The organism is Bacillus sp. ISL-57 (assembly GCF_018613135.1).
GTDB classification, from domain to species: domain Bacteria; phylum Bacillota; class Bacilli; order Bacillales; family DSM-1321; genus Peribacillus; species Peribacillus frigoritolerans.
Genome location: NZ_JAGGQV010000016.1, coordinates 1 through 26,743 on the forward strand (window position 1 = coordinate 1; position 26,743 = coordinate 26,743).

A 26,743-nucleotide genomic window follows, 5' to 3' on the forward strand; every position below is an offset into this window, starting at 1 on the left:
TCCTTCTTCAACTCCCTCAGTTTAATACTATTTTCTCACGAATACTCGCTTATTCGTAGGATTTCATTCTCCTTGGATTTACTTTCTTGATTAGATGGATTGAAATCATTTCATTTTGGCTTCGGAAGGCATGGCAAAATAAAGGAGCGAAACACAACTCCATATATTTCCATATGATGTACATTCTCCACGCCGCCCCTGGAGGCTTTCCCTCCCATGTCTCAACGGGTCATTTGCCCTATCATTCCTTCGTCATGCCTATCCAAGGGGTGGAGGCCAGTTTTGCTAACCTGATGGGTCAGTGCCCTTTTGTTGAAGAAATCTGGTACTCGTACATATTTGAAATCCTACGAATAAGCCAACACTCGATTTAAGGGTTCTCTTCGAGAACGAAAAATTGGTTAGACTATGCTGTCAACTCCGTTAATGGTTGAACTTTCTTGGCACAATACGATTCGTTTTTGCGTGCTATTCCAACAAAAATCCTGGCCAACTTACCGACCAATTTCATAATAGATTTCATCTTTTTCATTTTCTTGACTTTAACATTGTTTGAGTGGATGGCCTTAAATTCCGGGTTGTTCATAACCAGGCTCATAGTGGCTAAATAAAGGAAACGCCTAAGCCTTGATCTTCCACGTTTAGAAATGATAATTTGCCCTTTCCACTTCCCTGAACTAGCTTCAGCGAGATGCAGCCCAGCGTGGCGAAGCAATGAATTGCCGTGGGAAAAACCACTTAAATCCCCTGCTTCCCCTAAAATACCGGCTAATGAAATTTCACTAATTCCTTAAATCAAAAGTAACTTATTTGCAAAAGGTATTTTAGGTAATTCATCTTTGATTGCCCGTTCAACTCTTTCAAGTTGTTGAACCGCAAGGTCATACTCTTCGAGTAATTGTTCAAGATGGAGTTTGTATGCATCTATTGCTTGTCTTGTACCAACAGATTTTCTGGCAACATTGAGAAGTAAATAGGCTTTCTTTAAACCAGGCTGCCTCTTCATGAGTGACTTCCAACCGATAACTATCTCTTCAGGCTTCATGGAACCCAGTTCCATTGGAGATGGAAAAAGCCGTAGTGTAGCGACTGCCCCTTTAGCAGTAATGTCTTTAAATACCTGTCTGAGTTCTGGAAAAACAATATCCACCCAACGATTTAATTGGTTGACAGAGCTTACAAATCTTTTAACAATTACATCCCGGTTTGACATGAGAACCCTAAGTTTTTCAAATGACTCAGAAGTATTCCTGACAAAGGCATAGTATCCGTTCTTCACCATATCGGCTATTACCAGGGCGTCTTTCTTGTCACTCTTTGATTGGGTATTATCGCGGTTTTCTTTATTCCTTTTCACCAAATGAGGATTAACTGTTACTACTTCAATATCTTGCTTAATTAGCCATTTTGAAAGGTTGATCCAGTAATGTCCCGTGGGTTCCATACCGACCATGGTCGCCTTAAGTTTATGTATTCTTTTAATCTTGTATATCCAGTTTAATAATTCCGCAAAACCCTCTTCATTGTTTTCAAAAGTGATTGGATCGCCAACTACAATCCCACGAAAATTGACAGCTCTGGCTACGTGGAATTGTTGTGCAATATCCACCCCAACAACGAGATGCTTATCAGTAATTCTTTCTATTAGTTGATTTTGTTTGTCCTGCATTTTAAACTTCATAGTAAGGGTTCCTCCTAAGGTTTTGAGTTAGAGTCGCGTCTTACTCATATCTTACTGAGGAGCCCTATTTTTATCAAAGTTCAAAAATAACGAACTACAGGAATGCTAAACTCCCTCAATAAAGAAAGCAAAACCTCTCGATATCTCCGTTTTTCTTAGATTTTCATAGTAGTTTACCTGCCGGTAATCACTTAATAGTTGGGGAAAAATCACTTGAATGGCTAAAATTAGACCTTTGGAGAAAAAAGATTTATAGCCCACTAACCAACCACTTACATAAATTGGTGAATGAGTTAAATTATGATTGCACTGGTGGATGTCCACATTTCTCATGGAGGTCAACCCTCCCATGCCTCACAGAGTCTTCGCTCTCAAATTCCTTCGTCCAACCTTTCCATGAGGTGGATGTCAGCCATGCTGCCCCACAGGGTCCTTGCCCGTAATTTAGTTGCTTTGCCGACTAATCCGTGCTTCAAATGATACCCAAATATACTTAACCAAGAAAACTCGCCTCTACTATTTTATCTAATCTAAAACTGAATCAAGCTGCTAGTTCCACCTTCTTTGATACTCGCATATGAGGAATATCCTTTAACATCTTTTCTTCATTAAATTCAAATTGCTTTTTACCCATGCTAAAGAAAATACGGATCAGTTTATTACATAAAGCAATAAGGGACTGCATCTTCTTTAATGGATTATCTGGACGTTGAGTATAGTAGGCATGTAATGCCTTAAATGCTGAATTTTTGGCGACCAGAATCATACAAACCCTGAACAACAGGGCTCGCAGCTTTTTCCGTCCCCTCTTTGTGATGGTTGTTTTCCCCTTATGCTTACCAGAGGTATTTTCTTTTAAGCTTAAGCCGGCCAGCTTAATAATTTGTCTGGGATGAGTATATTCCTTAAGGTCACCAACTTCTGCAAAGAAGCCGGCAATAGTGTCTCTACCAACACCTTTTATCGCTAACATTTGTGGTACACCTGGTATTTCATCAAGTAAACAATCTATTTTTGTATCCAATTCTTCGAATTTTAAGTGGATTAATTCATATTTAGCCAGAAGCTTTTTCAGCTCTAGTTTTGCCATTTCGGAGCCTTGTCGAAGTCCGATGGACTTACTGGCTGCTTGCTTTAACTTACGAATTTTGCTTAGACCTACACTTCGGGTCACGGTTTTTCTTAAGTGGGCTAACAGTTCTTGTTCAGTGAAATTTACTATTTCATGTGGTAAAGCATAGAGCTTTAAGAATTGTAATGCTGCTTTTCCCTCCCACTTCTTAAATACCGTTAGAAATTCTGGAAAGTACCGATCAATCCAGTTATGGACCTGGCCTTGGACCGTCTGAAGATCCTCTGTTAAAAGATCACGAATTTTCTTCGCCACTCGTAGTTCGGCATAAACTCCTTGTGGTATCGTAGGTTCGGCGTATCTTCCGTCTTTGACCAACTGTGCAATGACTTTAGCATCTTTCACATCATTTTTAGTAGGAGAATTATCATCAAGCTCCTTGCTTTTCTTGACGTGCAAAGGGTTTACAGCTACAAACTTAATTTCATTTTCTTTTAACATATGAGCTAGGTTGAACCAATAATGCCCTGTCGGTTCCATCCCAACTATCACATTCTCCATACATTGTTCTTTCTTGATTTCCATAATCCAATTAAGAAAATGCTCGAATCCCTCTTTTGTATTCTCAAAATAACAAGGTGATCCAAACTCCATTCCTCTAAAGTCTTGAGCACGTGCCAGATGCTTGAATTTAGCAATATCCACCCCTACAATAAGGGTTTGAGAGGTAATTTGAGCAATTTTCTTATTTTGGTTATAATTCATTTTAAAGCCTCCTGGTATTTGAGTTTTGTCCTTTTCTTCGCCGAGCTTCAGGACTCTCTCATTCTACCAAGAGGTTATTTTTTTGTTCAAACTTCAATTTCACTGATTACAGGAATGCTGCCCCGATAGTTGCATAAAGAAAAAGCTACCTCAAAGACAGCTCTGATCTTTAGCTAATGCACCCGTTATTAAGGATTATTGTAGAGTTGACACAAACTGTGCAGTGGAAAGGAAGTGTAAAAATAATAAAAAAAGGAAGTAGTGTAGCCCACTACTCCCTCATTTCTAAGTAAATTATTAGAACTGTTTTCCGCCTAATTGTTGTTCAGCCATTTGGACTAATCGTTTAGTGATTTCTCCACCTACAGAACCATTAGCTCTTGATGTTGTGTCAGCACCAAGTTGTACGCCGAATTCAGATGCGATTTCATTCTTCATTTGTTGTAAAGCTTGCTCAGCACCATTAACTATTAATTGATTACTGTTGTTACGTGCCATCGTTTTCACCTCCTAATATTTATTGATATTAGGATTTGTTTAGATCAGTAATTTATGTAAAAAGAAATAAAATTATTGTTATCAAGAAAAAAATGTCTCAGTGGTATAAAAACTTTTGTAATTGAAATGAAGCAATGAGCAAGGATCGCTGGTGGAAGTGCAATTGGTGACTAAGATCCTTGCTCGTAATATTATATTGCCCTTAAAAGGTTTATGCTACACATCAGACACATACTGTGACGTTAGGAATTCCCCTACTATAGTTGTTATAAAAGAGACAACTATAGTAGGGGAATAAGTTTACGGATTGTTTTTACTTTTAGATAACAAGTAAATAAAGATAGCTGTAAAAATTATTACTAATAAAATAGGGAAGAACGCTGTATTGATGAAATGATTATAAATCCATGTATCATGCATTAAAGCAACCTCAGTTTATGTTTTTTCGCTCCATCTGAACAACAAACTGCATAACCAGTTAAAATAACGAAATAGTACATTTACGCCCTTAAAAAAATGAGAATATGGAGGGTTTATTTTAGCATGGCTTTTTTACTAAAGGTGTTTTTATACAAAAAGGAGCTGCTGATCAGCTCCTGGTCAATGAAGTAAAGCACCCGTTAGTTAGAGAATCTCTATCACTTCATATATTTGTAATAAAGATTTACTAAGGAAAAGTAAACTAAAGCAGAACCAAAAATAAAGAATAAGAACTCCTTTACCTATTTCGCTTCCATATTTAAATCTTCATTGTAAAAAAGTTGCATGTTTTCGTTTATAGAAATAGGAGTCGTAAAAATTGATAATATTAATGCAAGAACAGCGAAAACCCCATATATATTTAGCACTTTTCTTAAAGTAATTTCCCTTTTTGAAACCAAACTCCTCCCCCCCATTTTTCATAATGATTAAATAACTATACGAATAGACACAAGTGAAAGTTTCTTAACAACTGGAAGTTAATGAACTAAACTAAACTGTCTCTTCATATTAGCTCAACCAACAGGACTTCAACCCACCTGGAACAGTCCCCCTTTAGCTTAGAAGGATAAAATAATGTTGACGTTGAATATACATTAAATAATCAATTACTGTTTTAAATCAACAAAATTAGAGGAGTTTTTCTAATGAATAATATTTTTGAGGTCTTGTATACAGAAGAAATTTTAAAACGTATCGACAACTTAAGCGCAAATTCAAAACCATTATGGGGAAAAATGGATGTCGCACAAATGTTAGCTCATTGCTCATCCTTCCAAGACATTGCTATGGGCTATTCTATGCCTCCAAGAGGTTGGTTAGGGCTATTAGTAGGTCGGTTTGCAAAAACCATGTTTTATAATGACAAGCCCCTACCACATAATATGTCTACTATTCCAACCATTTTAATAACCGATAAAAAAGATTTTGAAATAGAAAGAGAAAGATTGAAAGAAAAAATTACAACCTTCCAAAAGAATGGACCAGAGGCTTGTACAAGTCACCCACATCCTTTTTTCGGAAAACTTTCTTCCGAGCAATGGGGACATGGAATTTATAAGCATCTTGACCATCATTTAAAACAGTTTGGGGTTTAGTTACGGGAATTTAATTATGGACGTATATCCTTAGATCAACGATCCGGTAAAATTGGATTGGATAATAAGGTTTGAGCTTCAACCATTAATAAATTGACTGGTTTTCTTATTGAACTAACCTGCCCCCGTTAGTTGATTATCTAGTTCCCTTAAGACTCCCTTCTAATGAAAAACGTCAACAAACTCTCCCAAAGGAGAATCAAATACTGTTCTTTTTTGTACTATAAATTCAATGGGTTCCCCTTTATTACTTTCCTTGCTGGGATTGGATGGAATTTTTCCTTCATACCAACTGTGCTTTCCATCAAAAGTTTTTTTAATCTCTTCGTCCCCCTTAAAGTAAATTTCAAAACCTCTTAAGGGTTTATTATTGTCAATTTCAAAGTAGTCCAACAACTCTTTTTCGCTGGGTTCAGAAGATAACTTCATATAAGCAACCGCAGTAGGTTGACCTCCACTCCCCCAAGGTCCACCACCATATGAAACTCCATAGTCGAACCCTTTTTCAATAATCTTTGTCTTGGTTGGAAGTGTGTAGGAGTAAAACTCATTTGCAAATTCCTCAACCGTTTGTTTATCTTCACTTAGTAAGTCATAAAAAAAGAATCCTACTATCGAAAAAACTAATGCACCAATCCACCATCTATATCTTTTTAACATTAAACCACTCCAATCTATCCATCCTAACTTGCTATCTCCTATACAGAGTGTAGCAAATAATCGTCAATCATTCTTTAGAGACAATTATTCTCTTTTTTAACTAACCTGCCCCGTTAGTTCTTTAAGAATTAAACAAATTTATTATTTTTTAAATGACTTTATTGTAAATAAAACAACTTTATTATATCTGCACATCAATCTGATCAAACAAATATAAGTAGAATACTTACCAGAGCTATTTGTGTAGCTTTGTAAAATATAATAAAGTTTGATTAAAATCATTTCTTATCTATCCTATAAAATAAACAAAAAAAAGAGGCCTCCATTAAGTTCAATAACTTAATGAAAGACCTCTCTTCTTATCTTTCCAGGTTTTATCGGTCACTTTTTCGGACACTTATGAATTAAATCAAGCTTATAAACCCATTCATATCAGGATTTATAACACTTAATTACATCATGCCGCCCATAGATTGTGGAGTTTTACATGAGAACATCATACAATCTAACCTTAATTAAAGCATACAACAAAACATTCGTTCCCCACTAAAATATTCACTCAACAATATAAAATAATATCGTTTTCGGCACCCATTCGGCACCTTTTTGGTGCCCAGGTTTTTTTTCTAATAAACGGATCGTTAGCAAGTAGCTATTGAGTTATTCCACAAACGCGCCCGATTGTTTAATAAAGCCTGGGTGATTATTTGTTTAATTTATAACCATCATATACAGCTTCCCAATTAAGAGGTTTAGCCATTCTATTTTCAATTTGTCCTAATGGCTTAAAACCATATTGATTATAAAGAGAATGAGCATCCTTTGTAGCAAGTTGGAAACTTGTTCCTTTTAATTTAGGATGTTCTATGACTACACACATTAACCATTTGCTAAGTCCACGTCCTCTACACCTTTGCTTCTTTTCGAACTAAGTGATCCGCTGGCAAAAGTTGTTCTAAAGCTATCATTTCTATTTGATCACCATTCATCTGTTTAGTTTTGATTAACATTTCATCCACCCCATTTACACCTCTGTAACTAAATTATACAAAAAAAGACTGTCAGAAAATCCGAATTTTTTGAATTTGTCGACAGTCAGAGAAGCATGGTATCTCACGCTTTTTTTAAGAGCTTTCCTATTTATTACGTATTAATTGTCTAATAAGTAATAACAAACAGATTCCTTATTAAGTTCTCATTGATAACTAATAAAGACACCTTCCTACGAGAAAGCGCCCGTTTGTTAAAAAACAAATAACATTAAAAGAACTCATATAGGGGTCCTACAACATGCCCATCAACCTAACGGAGTAGGTTAACCCCAAAACGATAAAAATGAGCTTTATTACTATCCTTTTAAATATAGTACACCTGTACGATCCTCACTGCTGTATACATCGTTATACTCAGAAGGCTTAATGCTACCTAATCCATCTATATGTGCATTATGGAATTTTTGATATTTGAAAGGGGGAAAAAGGTATGACTAACTTAGTGTTCAAACAATTTGGGATGACAAGAGGTTATTTTATTAAAAATGTAGAATCAGTTTCGAAGGAAATAGCAAATGTACAGCTAGATGGTTTTAACAACACGATTCAATGGCATATCGGCCATGTATTAACGGTTACTGAACAGTTTATGTTCGGCTTCCCCCACAAAACGACCCATCTTCCGGCAAACTATATCAAATTATTTGGGAACGGCACAAAGCCGGCTGATTGGAAAGACGATGTACCTACCGTAGATGAGCTTGTTATACAGTTGAAAGATCAGTTAGTTCGTCCTCAACAAATTCCTGCTGAACGATTAAATGAAACGCTGGAAAAACCATTTATGGGACTTAAAACCTTTGGAGAATTAGCCGGTATGCCGTTACTGCACAAAGCAAACCATTTGGGACGAATTCAAGCGATGAAGCGCGTCATTCATTGAACATATAGGAGTAAAGAATTAATATTGAGGACTTTCGGGAATGAGCAAATTGATTAATGACAATAAAGATGTTTATTTTCAAAAGCATGATTGCCGCATTCTTCGGATGAAAAATGCGGCCTTTTCCAAAAAATGAAGGTTTCATTGAACGGAAATTGGAGATCAATGAGGAAGACCTACAGGAGATTACAGGCCTGCCGCCTATGTACACAGCAATGTGGACAGTAATGAAGTACTTTATTATGTGGACGGTGACTTTATGAGTCGCCACGGTATTGAAGAGGGATCGATTACCCTTCATCCAAGCGGTCTACCACATCCAGGAAAAATTGAAGCAAGTATAGGAAAAAAAAACACGGGAACTTGCTGTTATGGTCGATACATTCAGACCGCTGTATTCATGAAAAAGGCACATGAGTTAGTATGAGCAGCTGGCTATCAAAATAAATTCAATAATAGTTTAATTACTGTAACAATAATTAAACTACAAAACAAAAAGTCTTAATCCCTATAATTGAAGGAATTAAGACTTTTATTTCATTATATACATAAGCAATAGTTTCTTAGAAAATTTCTGATAGCTCTTCATTCCCCTGATCAATATATAATTCTTTGACCTTAACCTGTGACGGCAGCAGCGGATGATTGCGTATGATGTTGACAGTTTTTTGTACGCTATCCGTTAAAGTTTTGTCTCCATGTAGCCATACACTTACCGTACCCTCAGGAAATTCCGGCATGCAATTTTCAAAAAGATAATCTAATGTTTGAATCTTGTCCTGTAATTCTTTGTTTTTATATATTTTGTTCATTATATCCCCAGTATTCTTTTGATAATCATTAGTGGAAACCACAACAATTTCTTCAACATTATCCTGATACACAGCAATAATGATGTCCCTCATTAAATCGTCGAAGGGGTATGAAACGACTGGCTGATATGTTTGTAAAATGATCATGTTTTCTGGATTGACATTGGTTTCTTCTTTAATGAATCGTTCTAATTTCTGCTCCATTCCAATCACAAATAGTACTTTTTTCTTTTCATCTCTAGACATCAAATTCACCCCATAAATGTTTTGAATTTTGTTCCAAATAAGTTTCCCGACTCTTTCTTATATGAAAAATGCGCGAGTCCGAACATATCCTTTGTTTTTAACATAATTTGCTTTGCAGGTCACTGGAAAGCTTAAAGACCATTACTCGTTCTCCAGTTTGTGTACTAAGATCGGTGTGAAAACTTACTACTTCTTCCCCTGTTATCGTTAAGATAATTTCCTTTAAATCACCCAGACCGGATTCCACTAAACTATTGCGATGTTCTTTTACTGATAACAATCCTTCTTTATCCAGACATACTGTATATTCAGCAGCAGTTAATATTCCGCTCAGTATCACAATCACCATATTCCGTATGATATCTGATTTAACAGATACAGAACCTCTTCCAAGATAATTTTTCTCCCAATGTGTTAAAGCTTTGCTAATCTCAGCTTCAATCGTTCCTTTTGATTTATCCATACCGAATCCTTTTCCTTTATTCAAAGTTACATTCATAGATAAACTTCCTATAATATTCTAAAAATAATCTTTACTGCCCATTGTGATGACTTTCTTTCTGAAAGCTACGTACCATTGCTATAAAACCAGAAAGAAAGCAGCCTTTACACAAGTATATATAAATCTGGGAAAGAGGTTAAGACCAACTCTCCCAGTGTCCTTCCGGATCAATGGACGCAAGCCGAATCCATCCGTTTTTCACTTTTTGCTGAAAGGCATGATCGTGGTTCAGTATCCGTTTCACATACTCCCTCGGTGCTTGGATGACCACCAGTAAACGCAGTGGCTCATGATATGCCTCTTCATCCGATTTCATTACAGACTGCCAGGGAAGTCCAGTTAATAAGTCACTGGCGTTCCCCTGCATGACTCCGAGACCGGCTGTGACGGTTTGGGTTGTTTTATTCCCACTACCATAATAATGAGGTGCCACAGTAGATGCATAATATTGCAGGTTAATCCATTGAGCTACCGTTGCCGGTCCTGAAATAATATTGGCCAGGATAGCACCGTTTTTATCCTTCTTCCATTTATAATTATTGAGGAAAACTCTTCCGCCCAGATTGCAGCCTTGTGTCAGCCGGCGTTCCCCAATGATAAATGCGGCGTTACGCGCCAAGCCCCATTCCGGACGCACCTCACTCCAATCTTCTGAAAGACGCTGCGCCTCAGTCGTCGGATTCTTGAAATTATTTCCAATATTTGGCAAGTGTACAACCCGCTCGGCAGTGGCTTTCTCACGGACCTTTGGCAACGCGGCTTGAACACGAAGAAATGTTTCTTTAGCTTCTTCTGACAGTTCTGGAACATAAATCCAGCGCAATTCATCAAGTGTGGTAATATGCTCGGCAGCTGCAAAAACGGTATCTTTCGGAATCATAATTCCCTCTTTTTCAAGGCTCTTCCTTACGTTTGGAAGATTACATAAGGCTGCCAGCACCCGCGCGTTGAATCCACTTGATGCCCCTCCGCAAGCGCCACAGTCGAGTGCGGAACTATATGGATTGTTCGTGCTATGACTTCCATGTCCGCAAATAACCACTAGTGGTGCAAAGTGATCGGTCAGCCCCATCATTTTTAGAGCTTGACGTACATAGTGTACTTTTTCTTTCACCGAAAAGCCAATTGGCAAACCTGTTTCCAATGTATCCGTATGGTCAAGCGAGAGTTCCGTGGATGGTTTATGCAGCCATGTTTCGAACAGTTTGCTTAATGTCCGCCCTGCACTTCGCGGAACAAAGCTGCGAGCCAGCGTTTGTAGACTTAGCCAGGGACCGCTAATCTCCGGTAGCACTAGACTGGAAACCAGATTATGTTTCATTGTTTTAAACGTATCACCTAGTGAGCTGGCCGCTTGATGCCTTTGTTGATAGGATTCAGAATCCTGTGAAAACTCTTTTATGCTGTATTGCGGTTTAAACATTACCGGCAAAGAGTTATGCGTGTGATTACTGCCAAGCTCGCAGGTTTCAATCGGTAATCCGAAAAAGCCTGCTGTTCCAAAAGTCTCAAAATCACCTGCTGTTTCAAGCTTTCGGCGAAAAAGCTCTGATCGCACATCAATACAAAATACAAATTGGGCGAGTGCAGGTTTTACGTTTTCAGCAGCTCCAGCAGGCTGTTGGCGTGTAATCATTTTCTTTAATTGGTCTTCATATGTTTTTTCCCAGGCTTCAAGCCAAAGCTGATTGCGTAGAATCTTATCAAAACGATAAGCAAGAGTCAAACGTGCCTTTATTTCTGTAGAAGATAATTGTGACCAAGCATCAATTGGCAGGTTTCCCCATTCGGCCCAAACTGCAATCAATGGTTCTAAATGAACTTTTTCTTTCCTTTTTTCAGGTAAGGGAAGAGAGGGTTTAACTAAGGCCCATTCCAGACAAATTCGAACAGCTAAATAATCAAAAAGCAGTGAACTTTCTTCAATTGATTGCTGTGAGCGCCAAAGCATCATACCACCCCAGCCTGGTAAAGCAAGGAAATGTGCCTTAAAATAGTCTTGAATTTCTGAAAAAGGAATTTCGAGTTCGAGCAAAACTTCCATTAAGGCAGCATCAGCTTCTTCCGGCAGCTCACTTAGTTGTTTACGTATCTTACGGCTAAGTGCCGGATCATGCCTGACTAGTTTCCGCCACGCATGATAAAAACCTTCTTCTCGATTGGGCATAGACCAGACAGCCTGGGACTCATTCAAAAACAATTTACACCACTTGATCATATGGCGGTTAAGTTCGTGAGCTGCATTCACCCTTCCCAGCTGTTCCAAGCGCTGGCTATAAGTTTTAACCGAGTGTTTTTCAATCATTTGCGATGCAAAACGGTTAAGTTTTCTTGCAATACTTTTTATCTCAGGTGCTTCCAAAACGCTGGAAGATGGTTGAGTCTGTAAAAGTGCAGTCCGGCAGAATCGCTCTGCTGCCTCACGCGGCAGCTCCAAAGATTGTGAGTTTAACCACTGTTGAAGTCCTTTTTCTAATAAATCCTGATGAATCTGGCCTCGATTCCGTGCAGACAGAAATACGGAATCATTGGGGTAAATATCTACATCACAAGTATCCTTAAGCCACCGTGCTGTTTTTTCAAAGGGTTGTCCCTCTAAGCCTATCCAGGGGTTGCGTGCTGCAAACGTGGTAATTGGCCCAAGCGGTGCAATGACGCTGCTGGCGGATTTCACCAAGTCAATAAGATCAAAATCAATGATATCGGGCAGATTTCCCCAATGTAATGTTTTTGCTATTGTTGTATTCATCGTAAATGACCTCCTCCAAAGAATGATTTTGTCAAATACTTAGGATGACTTTCGACCAAATCATTTTGAGGCTCACCCAATCGTACAAGCCAAAGATAAATGACAGCATAGGCAGTTGATGAACGATGACGAGCCAGCCAAACACCTGCAGTACTTCCGGCCAATAGGATAATCAAGAGCAAAATGGCCGCCGGTGCCTGTGCTTGAATTCCTTTTGGGATTGAATCCTGTAACACATCATAAAAAATATCATGTACCAAACTGTATACAACTGCCGCTGCAGTAATCAGAGAAAATCCTGCAATACGCCCAACACGTCCGTACCCAAAAGCCACGAGCTTAGTCCAGGCCAAAGAAACCGACCATCCTAACGTAAGAGCGCTTATCAATTGATAACTCTCTCCAGGAGAAGACAGCCAAATAACTAGTGCGACCATGAGGCCTAAAATACCGCCAGTGATGGTCCATAATAATGACGCTGGCTGGTGCGTCCCAGAGTCAGGCACCGCGTCGTGATGAAGCGCAGAGCCTGACTGTAAGAAAAGGGTTGATTTGAATAGACCATGTAAAACAGCGTGGATAATGGCTGCCAAATATGCACCTAATGCACATTGGATTAACATGAACCCCATCTGAGCAATCGTAGACCCTACCAGCTGCCGTTTATAATCAACGTGAACCAACATAATTCCGGTCCCTATGATGACTGAAACACTGGACAATAGAAGCAAAACAAGTTGAGCTATATCTCCGGTAAAAAGCGGTGAGAACCGAGTCAGGATAATTCCGCCTGCATTCACTAATCCCGCATGCATTACCGCGGATACAGGAGTTGGAACCACTACTGAATCTAACAGCCAGCGTTGAAAAGGCCATTGTGCTGCTGGAATCACGACAGCCAGGATTAGCAGAAGATTAATACAAGTCCTTTCCCATGAATCAAGCTGTGCAAGACTACTTTTGGTGAGGATGAGCGATAACTCCCATTGCCCTGTGGCTTGGGTTACCCATATGACAGCTCCCATTAGGAAAAACCAGCCTAGTGCAAATAGACGGCCAGATTGCTTAGCTGCGTTTCTAGCCACACTCCACTCTTTTTTTAATCTTATAAGCAGTGTCAGTCCCAGGAGTGTAACCCCCCAGCAAACCAGCAACAGGCGAAGATCATTACTCAGCCAGGCACCTGAATCAACAGTAGTAGTAATAGTCAGTAGGGCAAAATATTTTCGATAGGCACGATCACCGAGTAAGTAACGAACAGAATAGCGCTGCACGATAAAACCAATGGTTAGAACAAACAATGCCAGCAGCCATGATAAAGAATCAAACCGCCAAGGGCCATAAATCATGGTCTCCTTGGTCGTTACAAGGGCCAGCAGGGCAGCAATCGGGGGCAACAATGTGATACCGACATGAAACCGCACAAAAGACAGCGGAACCCTTGGATATAACAGCAATAGCGCGCTGAACACCGATATTGCAAGCAATACGAAAAATATTTCTGGCAGAGAAATTAACATTCTACTTCCCCCTATCAATGGATGGAAGAAACCCACATTCCGAAAAGATGATTCTGACTATTTCCTTCATTACACCCATTCCTTTCTGTTTATTTTCAAAAACAAAAAACCGACAATTTTTAAGCATAATGGTCAAAACCATTAAACTTTGAAAATTGTCGGTTTACTTTTAACGGGCCCAATCAGGCCTTTTAATCGTCTACCTAATTATATAATCTTTCTTCCTTCCAATAAGGAAGTATATTTACAGTTTACCCTCATTATTATAGATTTACTTTTTCATCGTGCCAATAGATCGTTATTAACCTTATGCTAAAGTAATCTATTTATTTAGAGAATCAATTAAACAATTTATTTATGATGGTAATGTTACTATTTATCATACATTCTGTCAAGTTAAAATTTGCTCCAAACTTACTTATCGTGAATTTCAAGGAACGAGAACCTCATTTCCATCGCGCCCGATTGTTGAAGATCGTTCTTAAGCTGATCTTCATCAGCTTTATTGAAGAAAAGCCCCCGTTTCTGGAACAAGGTGAAATTAAAAAAATTCATATAGTCCTTCATCAAAATATTGAAACTCATTCTTAGATACTCTATAACGTGTATAGCCTTCATAAAAAGACTTTCTGTACTCATCATTATTTATAAAACTTCTAATTGCTAAGGATTCATCATACCGAGGGTCACCAACTGTCATTCCTGATACATCAATAAATATTCTCACTTCTCCATCTATCACAAGAACATTGTCAGTTGTACAATCTCCATGAATTATTGTTTGTTTTACTGGTAATGGTTTATTTGACTTTAATTTCTCAAGAAGTTGTTGACTACCTTCTGTTTGTCCATGTTTTACATAACTTTCAGCCTTCACCAACTGCTTATCTAACCAATCAATTTTTTGACTCAGTAAATCAATTGTATCAGTCTCGTGAAGCTGATGAAGAAAGTGTCCAAAACTTCTAATTAACGCTTTCTTGTCCTCAATATTCTTCGCTTGTTTTAAAGCAGATGTTAAAGTGATTCCGTTCTCAAACGACATTATTAAATGACTACTATCGTTATCCTCGATATAACCATAATAACTGGGAACTCGAATCAACTTTTTGTTATTCAACTTTTTTAACACCATTGCCTCTGCTTTTAACCATTCACGATATTTTTCTTTAAATGAACTTTTAATTAGGTACGAACCATCCTCCGTATTGATTTGACGTACATCAGAGGTACAACCTTGTTCAGCCAGTAAGTTAACTTTATTTATTTCACCTATTATCCTCTCAATATTTTCACGTAATTGTGTGTTCATTTCTACACCGTACTTTCTCAATTCAGTAATTAAACAAACTGTGTAATGATACTAAAGTTATTTAATAAACTAGTTGTACTATGTTAAATTGGATCTCTTGAAGAATAATAAAGTTGTTTAATTCGAGAGCCAAATAATGAAAATTAGCTGTTTCTGGCATTTAATCAATGTATATTATGGCGGTATAATATTGTACTTAAACTAATGGTGCTTGAGTTAAAGAAGAGTTTGCGGCGGCAGGCTCTTTTTTTCTTATTGAAGTAACGGAGCAGGTTAGCTTAATAAGGAAATCGTAAAATATAGAAATAAAACTAGGCTGCTGATACAATAAAGGTTAAAATGAATATGAACCTGTGATTTTGTCTCACATTTTCTTTTTTTCATAAAGAGGATAATTGAATTTTAAGGGGACATAGAAATTATGGGATCTGACGGTACTGAAGTAAAAAGGTTAACAAAAAAAGACACCAAATTTGAGTGCCTTCGATATTCAAGTTAATATAGTTTCTTCAAATGAAATTTTTCCAATATCTTTCCCATCTTTATCTTTCAATAGGTATCCATAAAGTCTGTGAACTTCCCAATACATCATTTCTAAATCCTCGGCAATGATTACCACTTGATGAATTTCACCATTACCTTCAACAGTCACTAGGTACCTTTTTCTTTTTTTACACTTTTCTAGCCTGATTCATTATTCCATGAAAAGTAAACGAAGAACCACACGAGATATCCCGCCATACCTTTACAGCTGTCCAGTTTACTTTTCAAAGAACAATGATTTACAAAGTTAAAAACGTATTGTGTGTGAGAATGCGTTAATACTTCACTTTTTATTGTAATCATAAGCGATAAAGCTATTCACCCAACGGGTGTGGTTTGTTTAGGATATGGAGTTGCTGTGGCAGCTCCCTTTCTTATGGAATTAAAAGGCAAGTTAGTGAAATAAGAAAGAATAAAATGTAGTTGTATTCGAAAAATAAATAACTATACCTTCCGCATATTGTCAATCCAGTATGTTATACTGTAAACAAACCTTTGAAGCTTTAAATCTTTTTACATTACCTTTACCATCTCCCTACTCGAACGTTGAGTAGGGTTTTTTATTGAATATTATACAGAGAGCATAAAAAAAACAGGCTCTATGTAAAGAGCCCGTTTGTATAATCGATTTAAGATTAAGCAGCTTTTTGAACGTTAGCAGCTTGAGCTCCACGAGCACCTTGCTCAACGTCAAACGTAACATTTTGACCTTCGTCTAAAGATTTGAAGCCTTCACTTTGGATTGCAGAGAAGTGTACGAATACATCGTCTCCATTTTCACGTTCGATAAAGCCAAAACCTTTTTCTGCATTAAACCATTTAACTGTACCTTTTTCCATTTTTGTTGCCTCCTAGTGCGTTACCACACATTGTGTTACTATCCTTGCCCAAAGTGAGTATTAAGACGAAAAGTCGATATTCATACTATCCTTTACACCGAACAAAAATAATTCTTCTTTATCATAGCAGGAAACGAAAAAAATTGCAAATCATTGGAATTTTTAGTGAAAATTCGCAAAGAAAAAGAAGAGCAATATGAATTTTAAAACAAGAAAACATGACTCTTTGGGAAGTCGATGCTTGCGCAACAAGCAGAAAAAGGATTAATCTCCCATAAGTGCTAACCCTAAACGGTGCGACATTCGTCGGAACACCTTGGTCGTTGGAGCCAGACTAACGGATAGGCTCTATGGCCCATAGTTCAAAGACCTTCTTCACCAGCATTATTAAAACAGTATAGACTGCCTAACCCACTTTCATTCTCTGTGGTGCAGCGCTGAGTTTGCACTGCATGGGTGGCTAACGGGTGCAAGAGTTTAAGATCTAGCTGCCATGATGGAAGCTTTTTTTATTCGAACTAAAGGGGTAGCATTCCGTCTTATATGCCCACCTTTCATTAGAAACCTAGATTAAAACTCTATAGTTTACTATTTTTTACTACATTAACTAATTCTACCTACGTTTTAGTTTAACATAAATCAACCTTTCCTTTACTCAACAATCTGGCCCTTTAATGGAATAGTGAAAAAGGATGATTCACAAAAGTTATTCAACCTTTTGGAAACATCCTCGATTTTTGCATTATTTATATGTTATTTAAGGTAACTCATATACCCTCACGAAATATAAGGGATTAAAAATCACTTTATAACATCAGGTTAATTAAATCATGTTGCCCATTCTGCCTGCACCTGCAGGTTCTGGTTTGTTAGCAACAACTGCTTCTGTTGTTAAAAACAGAGCAGCAACAGAGGCTGCGTTTTGAGAGCAGAGCGTGATACTTTTGTTCGTCAATCACGTTTCATTACTTTCTTAATCAATTAAATCGTAATTTTATGGATGCTTAATGATTTCTTGGTATCGAATCCTTTTTTCTTACTAAATATATTTTATAGCTAAGTACCCTTGTCCTTACTCTTTCCCCTTCTATATTTTTAAGGTCATATATATCAAAATCAGATATTAAAACCTCATTTTTTTCAGTCAGGAAGACATTGTATTTAAAAAACAAAAATAGTGGATTTAAATAGACTAAACTATTTTTCACATATATAAACCCTAATAATGAAAATAAACCTAAATTAACTAAAAGGCTGTTAGCTTTTGTTATATCTATTGACAAAATAGGTACTAAGTATGTTACAATATAACTTAATAAATTATCTTCGGTATTATATATACCTACAAATTGATGCTTTTCATTTAAGCTTATTCTCAAAATAATGAAAAGTGATACAAATGAAAGAACAATTAAGATAGTTAATACATAACTAAAAATGGATGGAAGAAAATTATTAAACAAAAAAATATCTTTAAGTTTCTTCCAGCTAGTAAAATATTTATAGTTATCAACGATGAGTAAAACGTATAGAGGAAAAAAGGATGATACATATAAACCTATACGGAATAGGACTGTAATCATTGATATTCACGCTTCCTTCTCCTTAAACTCCTTCATCAAATCCATCACGGTTATTAATCCATGTTCTATAAAATGAATCTCCCATAAGCCTGGTTATATCTAACATCTGTGATTTATCCTCATATACCAATCTTGTATTTTCGTCTTCTAACTCTATATTCAAACCAAAAATATCAATAACTTGGATAACATTTTCAAAGTTCTCAAATACTTGGTGCATTCTATTCTCTTCATTGCCAATTTAGTTAACGCTCTTGTTACCCTTCCGTCTGACAAACAGTCTTCTCGAAATTGTTCGAAATTTGTAATACGGTTTGTTCTACTCACAAGGTCAAGTGTCTGATTAGCCTTTTCATGATATTGATCTTGGATAGAGAAGATTCTTTCTAGGGAAATGTGATTTAAAATTAACATCTCTTCACCAAAAATAACAATGTCCACATTTGGATCTATACCGAGCAATGTGTCATCTAACTTTTGAAAATCTCCATTAGTGAATTTACCAAAAAAACCACCTTTTAATCTGTTAAACTTTGTTACTCTTCTAAAAAAAAGGATATCGCCTTCATCAGTTATTATTTTCAAACAATAAAAAGTTAACTTCCCTACTTCTTCAGGTGGAACTTCTTGACGATTTACAAAGTCCTCATTAAGGCTTTCTAGTATATCATTAAAGCTAGTCACTTCATTGGGAGTATACGTTTCAATGCACCCTTTGATTGTGCCGATCGGACTAAATGGACGTTGTTCAACTTCCTGTATTCTTTCTACTGCAGATTTAACAATATCCTTTATTTCTATTTGTAAATCCGGATGAATTGTTGGTGAATAAGAATGATATCTACGGTTAGGTCTTTTACGTGTAAAATACAACCTCATATCTAAATCCTGATCATTTAATCCGTTAAGGATGTTTACTAAATTCACTATATCCATTTATCACCAGCTCCTTTTACCGCACAATTCGACAAAAGGGACTATTTTCCTGCAAACTAAACACAAGACAAATTTAGAACGTTTACTTGTTGCGAACTTGTATGGCTCCATGCAGGTTTTCAAGAAACATAAAAACGCCTACCCGATGGATAGACGCCTCAACATAAGAGGGAATAAGCAGTAAACCCTTCCTTGAATAGTTACGGAATTTCACTAGACATCTCAATCTGGGTCAACGAACTTACCCCTCTTTAATAATTAGTTATTTAGCAATGTTTATTCATCTAAGTCTTTATTTTTAAGTAACGGCGTAAAGGATTCCGTGGTATGGGTGTGGTAAATAAATACAGAAGGATTTTTATTTGAAGCAGTTATGCTTTCCTCATTGTTTTTAGAAATGGCATAAATTCCTTTATGATAAGACTTTAAAATGTACTGATTTTCTCCAAAAAGGGAAATCCAAGCAATTATTGTAACTGAAGCAATAACGCTACTCCTTGGTTAATCTTGGGGGCTGCCCAATATAAGTACCTCATGGCGTCAGTCCTAGTATAAAAATCCCCCAAAGATTGGCTAAAACCCGCTCACTAAGCATATTAAGGTCTTAGAACGTGCCCAAATCCCATAAAAAAATTTTATATAGTTATTTTGTTATCGACGATAATTTTTGCTCAACCCATTTACTGATACTAATCCCTTCTTGTTCAGCTAAATCTGAAATTGCTTCTAACAATTCGATAGGTAATTCAAAACTAGTTTTTTTATTTGGACTACGTAATATCAAAGTATCATCTTCATGGTGCATTTCTCCATTGGTTAAATACGGTAAAATATCAGCAATACCGAACACCTCGGATATTAACGGCTTTTCCCCGGCTCTGACGTAGAATAAGACAGTGTCATTTTGTTCTCTAACTCGAATGTTTTCCACTCCCCATATTTCATATAAATAGTCAATGAAGGGATAAAATACAACTTCGTTTTTTGGTACCTGAAGCTCAACATAGCCTTTATAATCCAAAGTAGGTTGGTGGATCGAGTATGATGGCTTTAAAGTATAAGTTTTCATTCCTTCTTCATACGTCAACCACTTTTGGATATTGGGTAGATAGAAACCAAATACATTTTCTTCATTACGAACCACACGTGCCTCTAGTATTTTAGACGAATGAAATCTTTGATACAAAGCAATGTCATTTTTTGAATCATAATATTCATATTTTTTTGGTCGCTGAGTTTCTGATGGTTTGAGTGATTTTTCTGCTTCCTGATAGGCTGTTTCCGAAATTACATACGTGATTCTTTCATCACCATAAGGGACAGCCTTAGCTTTTATCGAACCATCTTGTATATACTTATATATACTTTGTACAGATAATCCCAATTTCTTTGCAACCTCATTGGGACTCATGCCAGTAGGTAAAGATTGCTTTTCATAAACTAATCGATCCACTTCTGCTTTTTCATAACGGGCCTCTTTATGTAATCGATGTGGGTCCAGAATTTTCATGATTTTCTTCTGCTTTCCATAATGGTAGACCGTTGCCTTGGATACGCCTAATAAGTCTGCTACTTCTTTTTGGGTATACCATTCCACTTTATTCGCCTCCCACCCTTCTGGAGTATCCGTTCCTGTTATGGGAACATCCCACTGGTTGCCATTCGTCAATTCCTCATGATACAAGACCGCTTCCGCCTGGCCCAATTTCACCCGATATTGGAGACGGGGGTGTTCGATCACTTCCAAAATCACGCCTTCTTTTTTTTCAAATTGTTTAAAGTAGTAAAAACTCTCTGGGTCTTCTTCTTCCGTACAAGTTTGGAGAACATATACCGTTTCCCCCACTTCATAAGAGGCTGTCTGCATTTTTTTTACATGGTTTAGTTTTTTCATGATTTGTCTCTTCACCCTTTTTATTTTATTGCTATATGTATATATATCTCAGGATTAACTATTCATTTATATATCTATTATAATATATAGCATTGACTTAAATAAGTATAATTCTAATTTCCTTTTATATTATCATTATATATTTAATATTTGAATCCTATAATATTATTATAATTTTAAAATCTAATTATATACTAATTATGGTTGACCTAAATAAATGGAGGATTTATTTAGGTTTTTTATAATTAATTACCTCTTGTCATTTGTTATAATGTAAGTAGGATTCATTAAAGGGTATGTATTAAATATAGACGTTATCTTATCAATAGTTGATTTATAAAAGTGAGGGATACAGGTATGCATGAACTGATGGGAAAAACGAAAGAGCTTCAGAGCCGTGCATGGAAAAAGAACCTTTCAGACATTTCGATCCATACGCTACAAGAACGACTAGATACGACAGAAAAGAATGGGCAAGAACCGTTTTCCGATTTTAGCGATCTAGACATGATACAGTGGTTTCTTCATAGGCGAGAACATTTAAAACGGCAACATGAAAAGTCTGCCCGCACCACCCAAGCCTATGAGCGTGAACTTCTTCAATTTATTGAGCAATTACTCATCTATTCGGTCGAAATCAATATAGACTTGGAAAAAGTGGTGGAGGGTTCACTCTTTAAATCTCTCTCTACCCGGCACATTCGAAGATATCAGGAATGGTTATCGGAAAAAAGCCCCTATGTCTTAACAAAAGGAGCGTATTCCGTTGCCGCCTTATCCAGAAAGACAACCATCATTAAAAGTTTTTTGAAATTCCTGTTCAAATCAGGCTATATCAAGGAACCCATTCATGAAGGTTTCTTTAAGGTCAATATTCGTAAAGATGATCGGCCGAACCGTGATTTGGGACCAAAGGAAGTCATTCAGCTGCTTGATTACTTCAGGGAAATCAACCACCCCATCGTTTTTTCGATTATTCATATCCTAACGATGACAGGCATGCGTAATGAAGAGTTTACAAGACTCCGAGTCAAGGATCTTCAATATGATTCCATTACTAGCACGTATTTTTTAGAGGTCCTAGGTAAAGGGAATAAAAGAAGGCAAATCCCATTGAAAGAAAAAGGAATGATTAGCATTCGACTGTTCCGTTCAGCTAGAGGAATAGACGATTTAGAGACAGCAGAAGGAGGCGAACCGCTCTTTACGACCAATACCGGCCGTGCCTACTCTCCCTCATATTTGTCTCAATACATCACAAAAGCCATTAAAGAGAGTGGATTGCCCTTTTTGAAGTTTCGTTCTGCTTCCATTGGTCCTCATACCTTTAGGCATGCTTTTGCTATCATTTCTCACTTAAATGGAGTGGACGTCTATCAGATTATGAAGAGTCTGGGCCACGAGCAGCTCTCCACTACAGAAATTTATTTGGAGAAGGTTTTTGAAAAAGAACGCCATGCGATTCATTTGTGGAAATCAGATGTGTTTGGGGAGTATATATAATAGAAGAAAGTCGTCGTATTCAGAGGAGTTTTTGCTGAATTTTAAACTCTCCTTGAGTGGCGCGCTCTTAAAAAATCTGTTTCGAAAATGGTTAAATATTGAAGATGTGAAAAAAGGTCGAGATTTAATAAAAGATACTTCCATACCTTGCAAGTAGTATATTCAGACGTATGATTAAAAGGGGAGAACAAGACATCTGGATGACTTGTTCCCCCCTCTTTTTGAATAATCATATTCCTAAGCCTAACGTGAATACATATCTCCATCTTTAGTTTTTCTAATGATATAAGACCAACCTTCGGTAGACCAAATTAACGTTTAATATTTATGAATATTGATCCCTTTTATATAGCCTTTATGTTCTCTTTGATAATTCCTGCGATAGCTTTAAAATCATACTTATGGTTGACGACATCTACAACAAAATCCTGTTCTTCCTCTATTCCCATTATCCATTGATAATGATTAATCTTCAGAAACATAATAAGGGAAGCGAGTGCTGTCCTTTTGTTTGCGTTGTGGAACGCATGATTTTTTGAAATGGATTCGAATAAGGCTGCAGCCTTTTCATGAATAGATGGGTAAGCATCATTCTCGAAAACAGTTTGTCTGGGTCTGTTTACTGCAGAATCAAGGAGACCGGGATCTTTCACTCCGATTTGTTCAGTAGGAGAATAAACTTTTATTTGAATGGCATTGATAGCAATAATTTGATTAGTGGAAAGATAGATAATATCAAACGTCATATTATCTATCCACCAATCCCTTAAATGCTTCGTCATGTTCTTTAATAACGTCTGATAACATTTCCATAAATTCTGCATCTACACCTTTAGGTAATTTCACATTTTTATTTTTCCTTAAAATGATTTCTTCACCCTTAAACTCAACCTCTAATTCGTCTCCAAAAGCTAAATTTGCTGTTTTCAACATTTCAACTGGGAACGTAATACCCAAGCTATTGCCGACTTTAGTTAATTTCCTAATAGCCAATATACATTCCTCCTTCAAAAGAAAGTTATAATTGTTACTACTATTATAACATTGGTCGTTATGATTTATACTACTTTTATCTGAAACCTTTTATTAATTACTCGAAAAGGCTTGCTTAGACCTTTAAAGCGACCTTATTCTACAAGCTGAACAACCTCCATTATTTCTAGGACATGGACCTACTTTTCAATGATAGTCTGTCACTGATACCCAAATTTGAGGGGGTATTTACAACGATTATTTAATGTTTCCCCTACCGTCCCTTTATTGTTTCGCCGTTGCACAATGTTTTTACCTCTAAAGTTCATAAAAAATTATAGGTTGATACATCCGTTCATTAAAGGAGAAAGTTCAAGATAAGAGAAGGGAATTATAACAGTATGGAATAGGTGTAATAGTAGTTGTATAAGTGTAAAAGGAATGTCAAATGTATACTATATAATGATACCCTCAAAAGAATTAACTATTAAACGTAATGTTTTAAGGGCAAGTGACAAAGGAAGGAGAATTGTTTTGGCTATAATATACTTTTCGCTAGTGCAGAAATTGCTAAGAGTCAATTCCATTCTATCTTGATACATTTGACATTGATCAATTATTAGATAAAACGGATAACTGGTAAAGAAAAGCATGCTCTAAATAAAGGAGGATAAACATGACAGCAAAAGAAAATAATGATCAAGATCTTCCTGAAGAATGGGTTGAGTTAGTAAAAATAGCAATGAAATCAAATATAACAAAAGAGGAATTTAAACGATTTTTGGAAGAAAGATCAAAAATCAATAAAAATTGACTATTTTTTACATCGTTCGAATAATCAGAACGGTGTTTTCAGTGCTCTAGTAGTCTGAATACTTAATTAACTGAGGAGTTCTAGGAACTTATTTGTAGAGTTGACACAAACTTACTGTGATGATTAAAGTTTTGTGTCATAACTCAATTTTTTAAAAAATAAATGTTATTTTGAAAATTATTCCACTCTTCACAATATGGAAATTTGTTATAAAGATTTCTTTAATTTTTTTATGTTTATGAACACCAAAAGAAGAGGCAAGTATAAAACAAAGAAGCACACGCTGTATGGATTGATTATTTTATATAAAATATATAAGGAATCGGCATCGAAAAAATATATATTGATAAGTAATATGAGTATGGACATTACCCATAACGGGTACTTTTGCTGGACATTAAATAAGCGCTTATAACCCCTGCTGGCAGCCCACATAGGAATGACCATATTGGGGATAATAACAATGGCCCACCAAGAAACCATTATGTATTCGAACCGTTGAATGAAGGGCAATTCAATAACACTGGTCATTGTTAATGTTGGCCAAAGAGTAATAGCCAACTGTTTTTCTGAATAAAAGACTTCCGAAGTAAAATATAGTAATAACATCAATAACGTCGTAGCCAAGGCTCCTCCTTGAGCATACTTTTGTGATTTTTCACCATTTTGAATGAATGGATAATACATCAGGATCACTTCAAAACCAATCATTGATAATGAAGTACTTATAGTTCCTTTCATTATTTCCAATAAAGTATGGTCAAAAATAGGGAGGGATTGTGTAAAATCAGCGTATTTAAAACCATAAAAAGGTACAAATATCAGCCAGTATGAAACGATTACAGTTAAAAAGGTAACACCCGTAATGGTTTGGAACCCTCCCGTAATAATATAATAAATCAGGAACAGGAAAACCATAGCAAATACCCATGAAGGTACCTCTTCAAACATCCAAATATGTATGACATTTATATAGCCGATTATGACCGTCATTCCAAGGACAAAAAAGTAAAGGATAAATAAGAGACTGAAGAAATTCCCAAACCATTTACCAAATGCATGATTATTAGCAGAAATGATATCACCAGGAACAAGACTGAAAATTTTATATATCAGCCAAATTAATATATGAACAATGAGTCCGGCTAGGAGTAAGGAAATCCAGCCATCCGTTCCCGTCGCCTTAGCTAAACTTCTTTGAAAACTCAACACGCCTAATCCTGTTTGCAGGGAATGCACTAAAAAAAACACATAGAAAGGCGCGACCTTATACTTATCATTAACACTAGCTTGGTTCATATAGGACCCTCATTATCACCCATATTTCTCATTTTTATAATCTGGCTTTTACAAGTGAAATTTATTCATAAAGATACAAACTTAAAGTACACAGTATGACTAAACTACGCTTGATGAACTAACCTGCCTCTTTAGTTTCATAAAGAAAAAGCTGCCTTAAAGACAGCTCTGATCTACAGCTAACGTTAGAACCATCAAATCCTCATCAAAATAGTGCCCATTATACTTTAAGGCATTTCGTTCTGTACCATAGACCTCAAATCCCAAAGACTTATATAGTTTCTTTGCGGAGTCATTACCAGATACAACAGTTAAATTTATTTGTTCCAATCCATCAGAATTCTTCGCCCTACTTATAAGTTCATTCATTAATGATTTTCCTAAACCCTGACCTCGATTGCCTGGAGCTATGTACATTCCAAAAACATTCCCTTTATGTCTGGTTTTGAGATTGTTTTCACGTATAAAAGTAACAATTCCAACTAAAGATTCTCTATTATCAAAAGCACCTAAAATGTACTTGTCCCTTATTGGTTTAATTCTCTCCTTTACCGTTTCTAATGAAAATCCCACCTCTCTCTCATATGTTGAACCAAATGCTTCTGGGTTAATTTTCAATGCATTCAATCGCACTTCCTGGTATAAATGGGCATCGGACTCTTTTAAAATACGAATATTCATTAACTACTCCCTCCCTTTATTTTGCATGAAATTTTGTATAGAAGAGTTTTTCTATACAATTAAGTTTGAATAAAGCATTCTATTTATCGCTACTAATATCCTTCTTGAGCTAACCTGCCCCTTTAGTTCCATAAGAAACTCCTATGGCGGCGCTCCTCGCCGCCACCATCTACTACGAAAATCTAAACTCAAAATAGAGTCTAACCCATTAACCCCTTGACGATAATGGATAATAACAATACAACCAGGCTGAACTTTTTTTGGTGGATCTTAAGGAAGATACCCTGTATAAGAAACTGGTTGTGACAGTATGGAAGAACCATTTAGTGTACTGCTAGTACGTATACAAA

At 36.5% G+C, this 26,743-nt stretch carries 26 protein-coding genes and 3 pseudogenes; 5 read left to right on the forward strand and 24 right to left on the reverse strand.

Annotated elements, in window-relative coordinates:
* Positions 1–406: 406 nt before the first annotated feature.
* The 5 genes and pseudogenes from J7I90_RS19400 to J7I90_RS19420 form a co-directional block, all read right to left on the reverse strand.
* Positions 407–1,681, reverse strand: a pseudogene (locus tag J7I90_RS19400) (IS110 family RNA-guided transposase).
* A 105-nt stretch (positions 1,682–1,786) separates the two neighbouring features.
* The gene (locus J7I90_RS19405) at positions 1,787–2,014 is read right to left on the reverse strand and encodes a hypothetical protein (protein ID WP_214773365.1); all 228 of its coding nucleotides are present in this window, start codon (positions 2,012–2,014) and stop codon (positions 1,787–1,789) included.
* A 208-nt stretch (positions 2,015–2,222) separates the two neighbouring features.
* Positions 2,223–3,518, reverse strand: coding sequence for an IS110 family RNA-guided transposase (locus J7I90_RS19410; RefSeq protein WP_214773366.1), 1,296 nt, complete (start codon positions 3,516–3,518; stop codon positions 2,223–2,225).
* Between the two features lie 297 nt (positions 3,519–3,815).
* Complete coding sequence (locus J7I90_RS19415; protein ID WP_214773367.1) at positions 3,816–4,016, reverse strand: alpha/beta-type small acid-soluble spore protein; 201 nt, start codon at positions 4,014–4,016, stop codon at positions 3,816–3,818.
* 722 nt (positions 4,017–4,738) lie between these two features.
* Positions 4,739–4,897 (reverse strand): hypothetical protein, encoded by a 159-nt coding sequence (locus J7I90_RS19420; RefSeq protein WP_214773368.1) that lies wholly within the window; start codon positions 4,895–4,897, stop codon positions 4,739–4,741.
* Between the two features lie 246 nt (positions 4,898–5,143).
* On the opposite strand from J7I90_RS19420, the gene J7I90_RS19425 reads away from it, so the two are divergent.
* Entirely contained in the window at positions 5,144–5,593 is a 450-nt protein-coding gene (locus J7I90_RS19425) for a DUF1569 domain-containing protein (RefSeq protein WP_214773369.1), read from the forward strand.
* 162 nt (positions 5,594–5,755) lie between these two features.
* On the opposite strand, the gene J7I90_RS19430 is transcribed toward J7I90_RS19425, so the two are convergent.
* A complete protein-coding gene (locus tag J7I90_RS19430; RefSeq protein ID WP_214773370.1) occupies positions 5,756–6,253 on the reverse strand; it encodes a hypothetical protein in 498 nt (165 codons plus the stop codon).
* Between the two features lie 703 nt (positions 6,254–6,956).
* Positions 6,957–7,133 (reverse strand): hypothetical protein, encoded by a 177-nt coding sequence (locus J7I90_RS19435; RefSeq protein WP_214773371.1) that lies wholly within the window; start codon positions 7,131–7,133, stop codon positions 6,957–6,959.
* A gap of 602 nt (positions 7,134–7,735) precedes the next feature.
* Here J7I90_RS19435 and J7I90_RS19440 point away from each other — a divergent pair.
* A complete protein-coding gene (locus J7I90_RS19440; protein ID WP_214773372.1) occupies positions 7,736–8,188 on the forward strand; it encodes a DinB family protein in 453 nt (150 codons plus the stop codon).
* Between the two features lie 193 nt (positions 8,189–8,381).
* A pseudogene (locus tag J7I90_RS19445) lies at positions 8,382–8,615 on the forward strand (homogentisate 1,2-dioxygenase); the annotation flags it as partial.
* Positions 8,616–8,751: 136 nt separating this feature from the next.
* Here J7I90_RS19445 and J7I90_RS19450 read toward each other — a convergent pair.
* From J7I90_RS19450 to J7I90_RS19505, 13 genes and pseudogenes are all read right to left on the reverse strand, one after another.
* The gene (locus J7I90_RS19450; protein WP_214773373.1) at positions 8,752–9,246 is read right to left on the reverse strand and encodes a carbonic anhydrase; all 495 of its coding nucleotides are present in this window, start codon (positions 9,244–9,246) and stop codon (positions 8,752–8,754) included.
* 97 nt (positions 9,247–9,343) lie between these two features.
* Positions 9,344–9,709 (reverse strand): Na-translocating system protein MpsC family protein, encoded by a 366-nt coding sequence (locus J7I90_RS19455; RefSeq protein WP_214773386.1) that lies wholly within the window; start codon positions 9,707–9,709, stop codon positions 9,344–9,346.
* Positions 9,710–9,884: 175 nt separating this feature from the next.
* On the reverse strand, positions 9,885–12,497 hold the full coding sequence (locus J7I90_RS19460) for a DUF2309 domain-containing protein (protein WP_214773374.1): 2,613 nt from the start codon (positions 12,495–12,497) through the stop codon (positions 9,885–9,887).
* Entirely contained in the window at positions 12,494–14,017 is a 1,524-nt protein-coding gene (locus J7I90_RS19465; protein WP_214773375.1) for an NADH dehydrogenase subunit 5, read from the reverse strand. The genes J7I90_RS19460 and J7I90_RS19465 overlap by 4 nt, the downstream gene beginning before the upstream one ends.
* A 414-nt stretch (positions 14,018–14,431) precedes the next feature.
* The gene (locus J7I90_RS19470) at positions 14,432–14,572 is read right to left on the reverse strand and encodes a hypothetical protein (protein ID WP_214773376.1); all 141 of its coding nucleotides are present in this window, start codon (positions 14,570–14,572) and stop codon (positions 14,432–14,434) included.
* Positions 14,559–15,329 (reverse strand): aminoglycoside phosphotransferase family protein, encoded by a 771-nt coding sequence (locus J7I90_RS19475; RefSeq protein ID WP_214773377.1) that lies wholly within the window; start codon positions 15,327–15,329, stop codon positions 14,559–14,561. The genes J7I90_RS19470 and J7I90_RS19475 overlap by 14 nt, the downstream gene beginning before the upstream one ends.
* A 490-nt stretch (positions 15,330–15,819) precedes the next feature.
* Positions 15,820–15,981 carry a hypothetical protein gene (locus tag J7I90_RS19480; RefSeq protein WP_214773378.1) on the reverse strand — a complete coding sequence of 54 codons (162 nt, stop codon included), beginning with the start codon at positions 15,979–15,981 and terminating at the stop codon, positions 15,820–15,822.
* A 526-nt stretch (positions 15,982–16,507) separates the two neighbouring features.
* A complete protein-coding gene (locus tag J7I90_RS19485) occupies positions 16,508–16,711 on the reverse strand; it encodes a cold-shock protein (protein ID WP_214773379.1) in 204 nt (67 codons plus the stop codon).
* 823 nt (positions 16,712–17,534) lie between these two features.
* Positions 17,535–17,659, reverse strand: a pseudogene (locus tag J7I90_RS28160) (hypothetical protein); the annotation flags it as partial.
* A gap of 56 nt (positions 17,660–17,715) precedes the next feature.
* On the reverse strand, positions 17,716–18,090 hold the full coding sequence (locus tag J7I90_RS19490; protein WP_214773380.1) for a hypothetical protein: 375 nt from the start codon (positions 18,088–18,090) through the stop codon (positions 17,716–17,718).
* Between the two features lie 363 nt (positions 18,091–18,453).
* Entirely contained in the window at positions 18,454–19,230 is a 777-nt protein-coding gene (locus J7I90_RS19495; protein WP_214773381.1) for a Kiwa anti-phage protein KwaB-like domain-containing protein, read from the reverse strand.
* 276 nt (positions 19,231–19,506) lie between these two features.
* A complete protein-coding gene (locus J7I90_RS28165) occupies positions 19,507–19,716 on the reverse strand; it encodes a stage II sporulation protein P (protein ID WP_214773387.1) in 210 nt (69 codons plus the stop codon).
* 157 nt (positions 19,717–19,873) lie between these two features.
* Entirely contained in the window at positions 19,874–21,124 is a 1,251-nt protein-coding gene (locus J7I90_RS19505) for a helix-turn-helix domain-containing protein (RefSeq protein WP_251025380.1), read from the reverse strand.
* Positions 21,125–21,481: 357 nt separating this feature from the next.
* Here J7I90_RS19505 and J7I90_RS19510 point away from each other — a divergent pair, with 357 nt between their 5' ends.
* Positions 21,482–22,627: a tyrosine-type recombinase/integrase gene (locus J7I90_RS19510; RefSeq protein ID WP_214773382.1), complete on the forward strand. Its 1,146-nt coding sequence runs from the start codon at positions 21,482–21,484 to the stop codon at positions 22,625–22,627.
* Between the two features lie 344 nt (positions 22,628–22,971).
* Here the strand turns inward: J7I90_RS19510 and J7I90_RS19515 are convergent, their stop codons facing one another.
* Together J7I90_RS19515 and J7I90_RS19520 are read right to left on the reverse strand one after the other, a co-directional pair.
* On the reverse strand, positions 22,972–23,373 hold the full coding sequence (locus J7I90_RS19515; protein WP_214747070.1) for a type II toxin-antitoxin system death-on-curing family toxin: 402 nt from the start codon (positions 23,371–23,373) through the stop codon (positions 22,972–22,974).
* A gap of 1 nt (position 23,374) precedes the next feature.
* Positions 23,375–23,620 carry an AbrB/MazE/SpoVT family DNA-binding domain-containing protein gene (locus tag J7I90_RS19520; protein ID WP_048689328.1) on the reverse strand — a complete coding sequence of 82 codons (246 nt, stop codon included), beginning with the start codon at positions 23,618–23,620 and terminating at the stop codon, positions 23,375–23,377.
* A gap of 655 nt (positions 23,621–24,275) precedes the next feature.
* On the opposite strand from J7I90_RS19520, the gene J7I90_RS19525 reads away from it, so the two are divergent.
* Positions 24,276–24,413, forward strand: a complete 138-nt coding sequence (locus J7I90_RS19525; protein ID WP_214773383.1) for an anti-repressor SinI family protein — start codon at positions 24,276–24,278, stop codon at positions 24,411–24,413.
* 207 nt (positions 24,414–24,620) lie between these two features.
* On the opposite strand, the gene J7I90_RS19530 is transcribed toward J7I90_RS19525, so the two are convergent.
* Positions 24,621–25,712 (reverse strand): GerAB/ArcD/ProY family transporter, encoded by a 1,092-nt coding sequence (locus J7I90_RS19530; RefSeq protein WP_214773384.1) that lies wholly within the window; start codon positions 25,710–25,712, stop codon positions 24,621–24,623.
* Between the two features lie 156 nt (positions 25,713–25,868).
* Complete coding sequence (locus J7I90_RS19535) at positions 25,869–26,393, reverse strand: GNAT family N-acetyltransferase (protein ID WP_214773385.1); 525 nt, start codon at positions 26,391–26,393, stop codon at positions 25,869–25,871.
* Between the last annotated feature and the right edge of the window lie 350 nt (positions 26,394–26,743).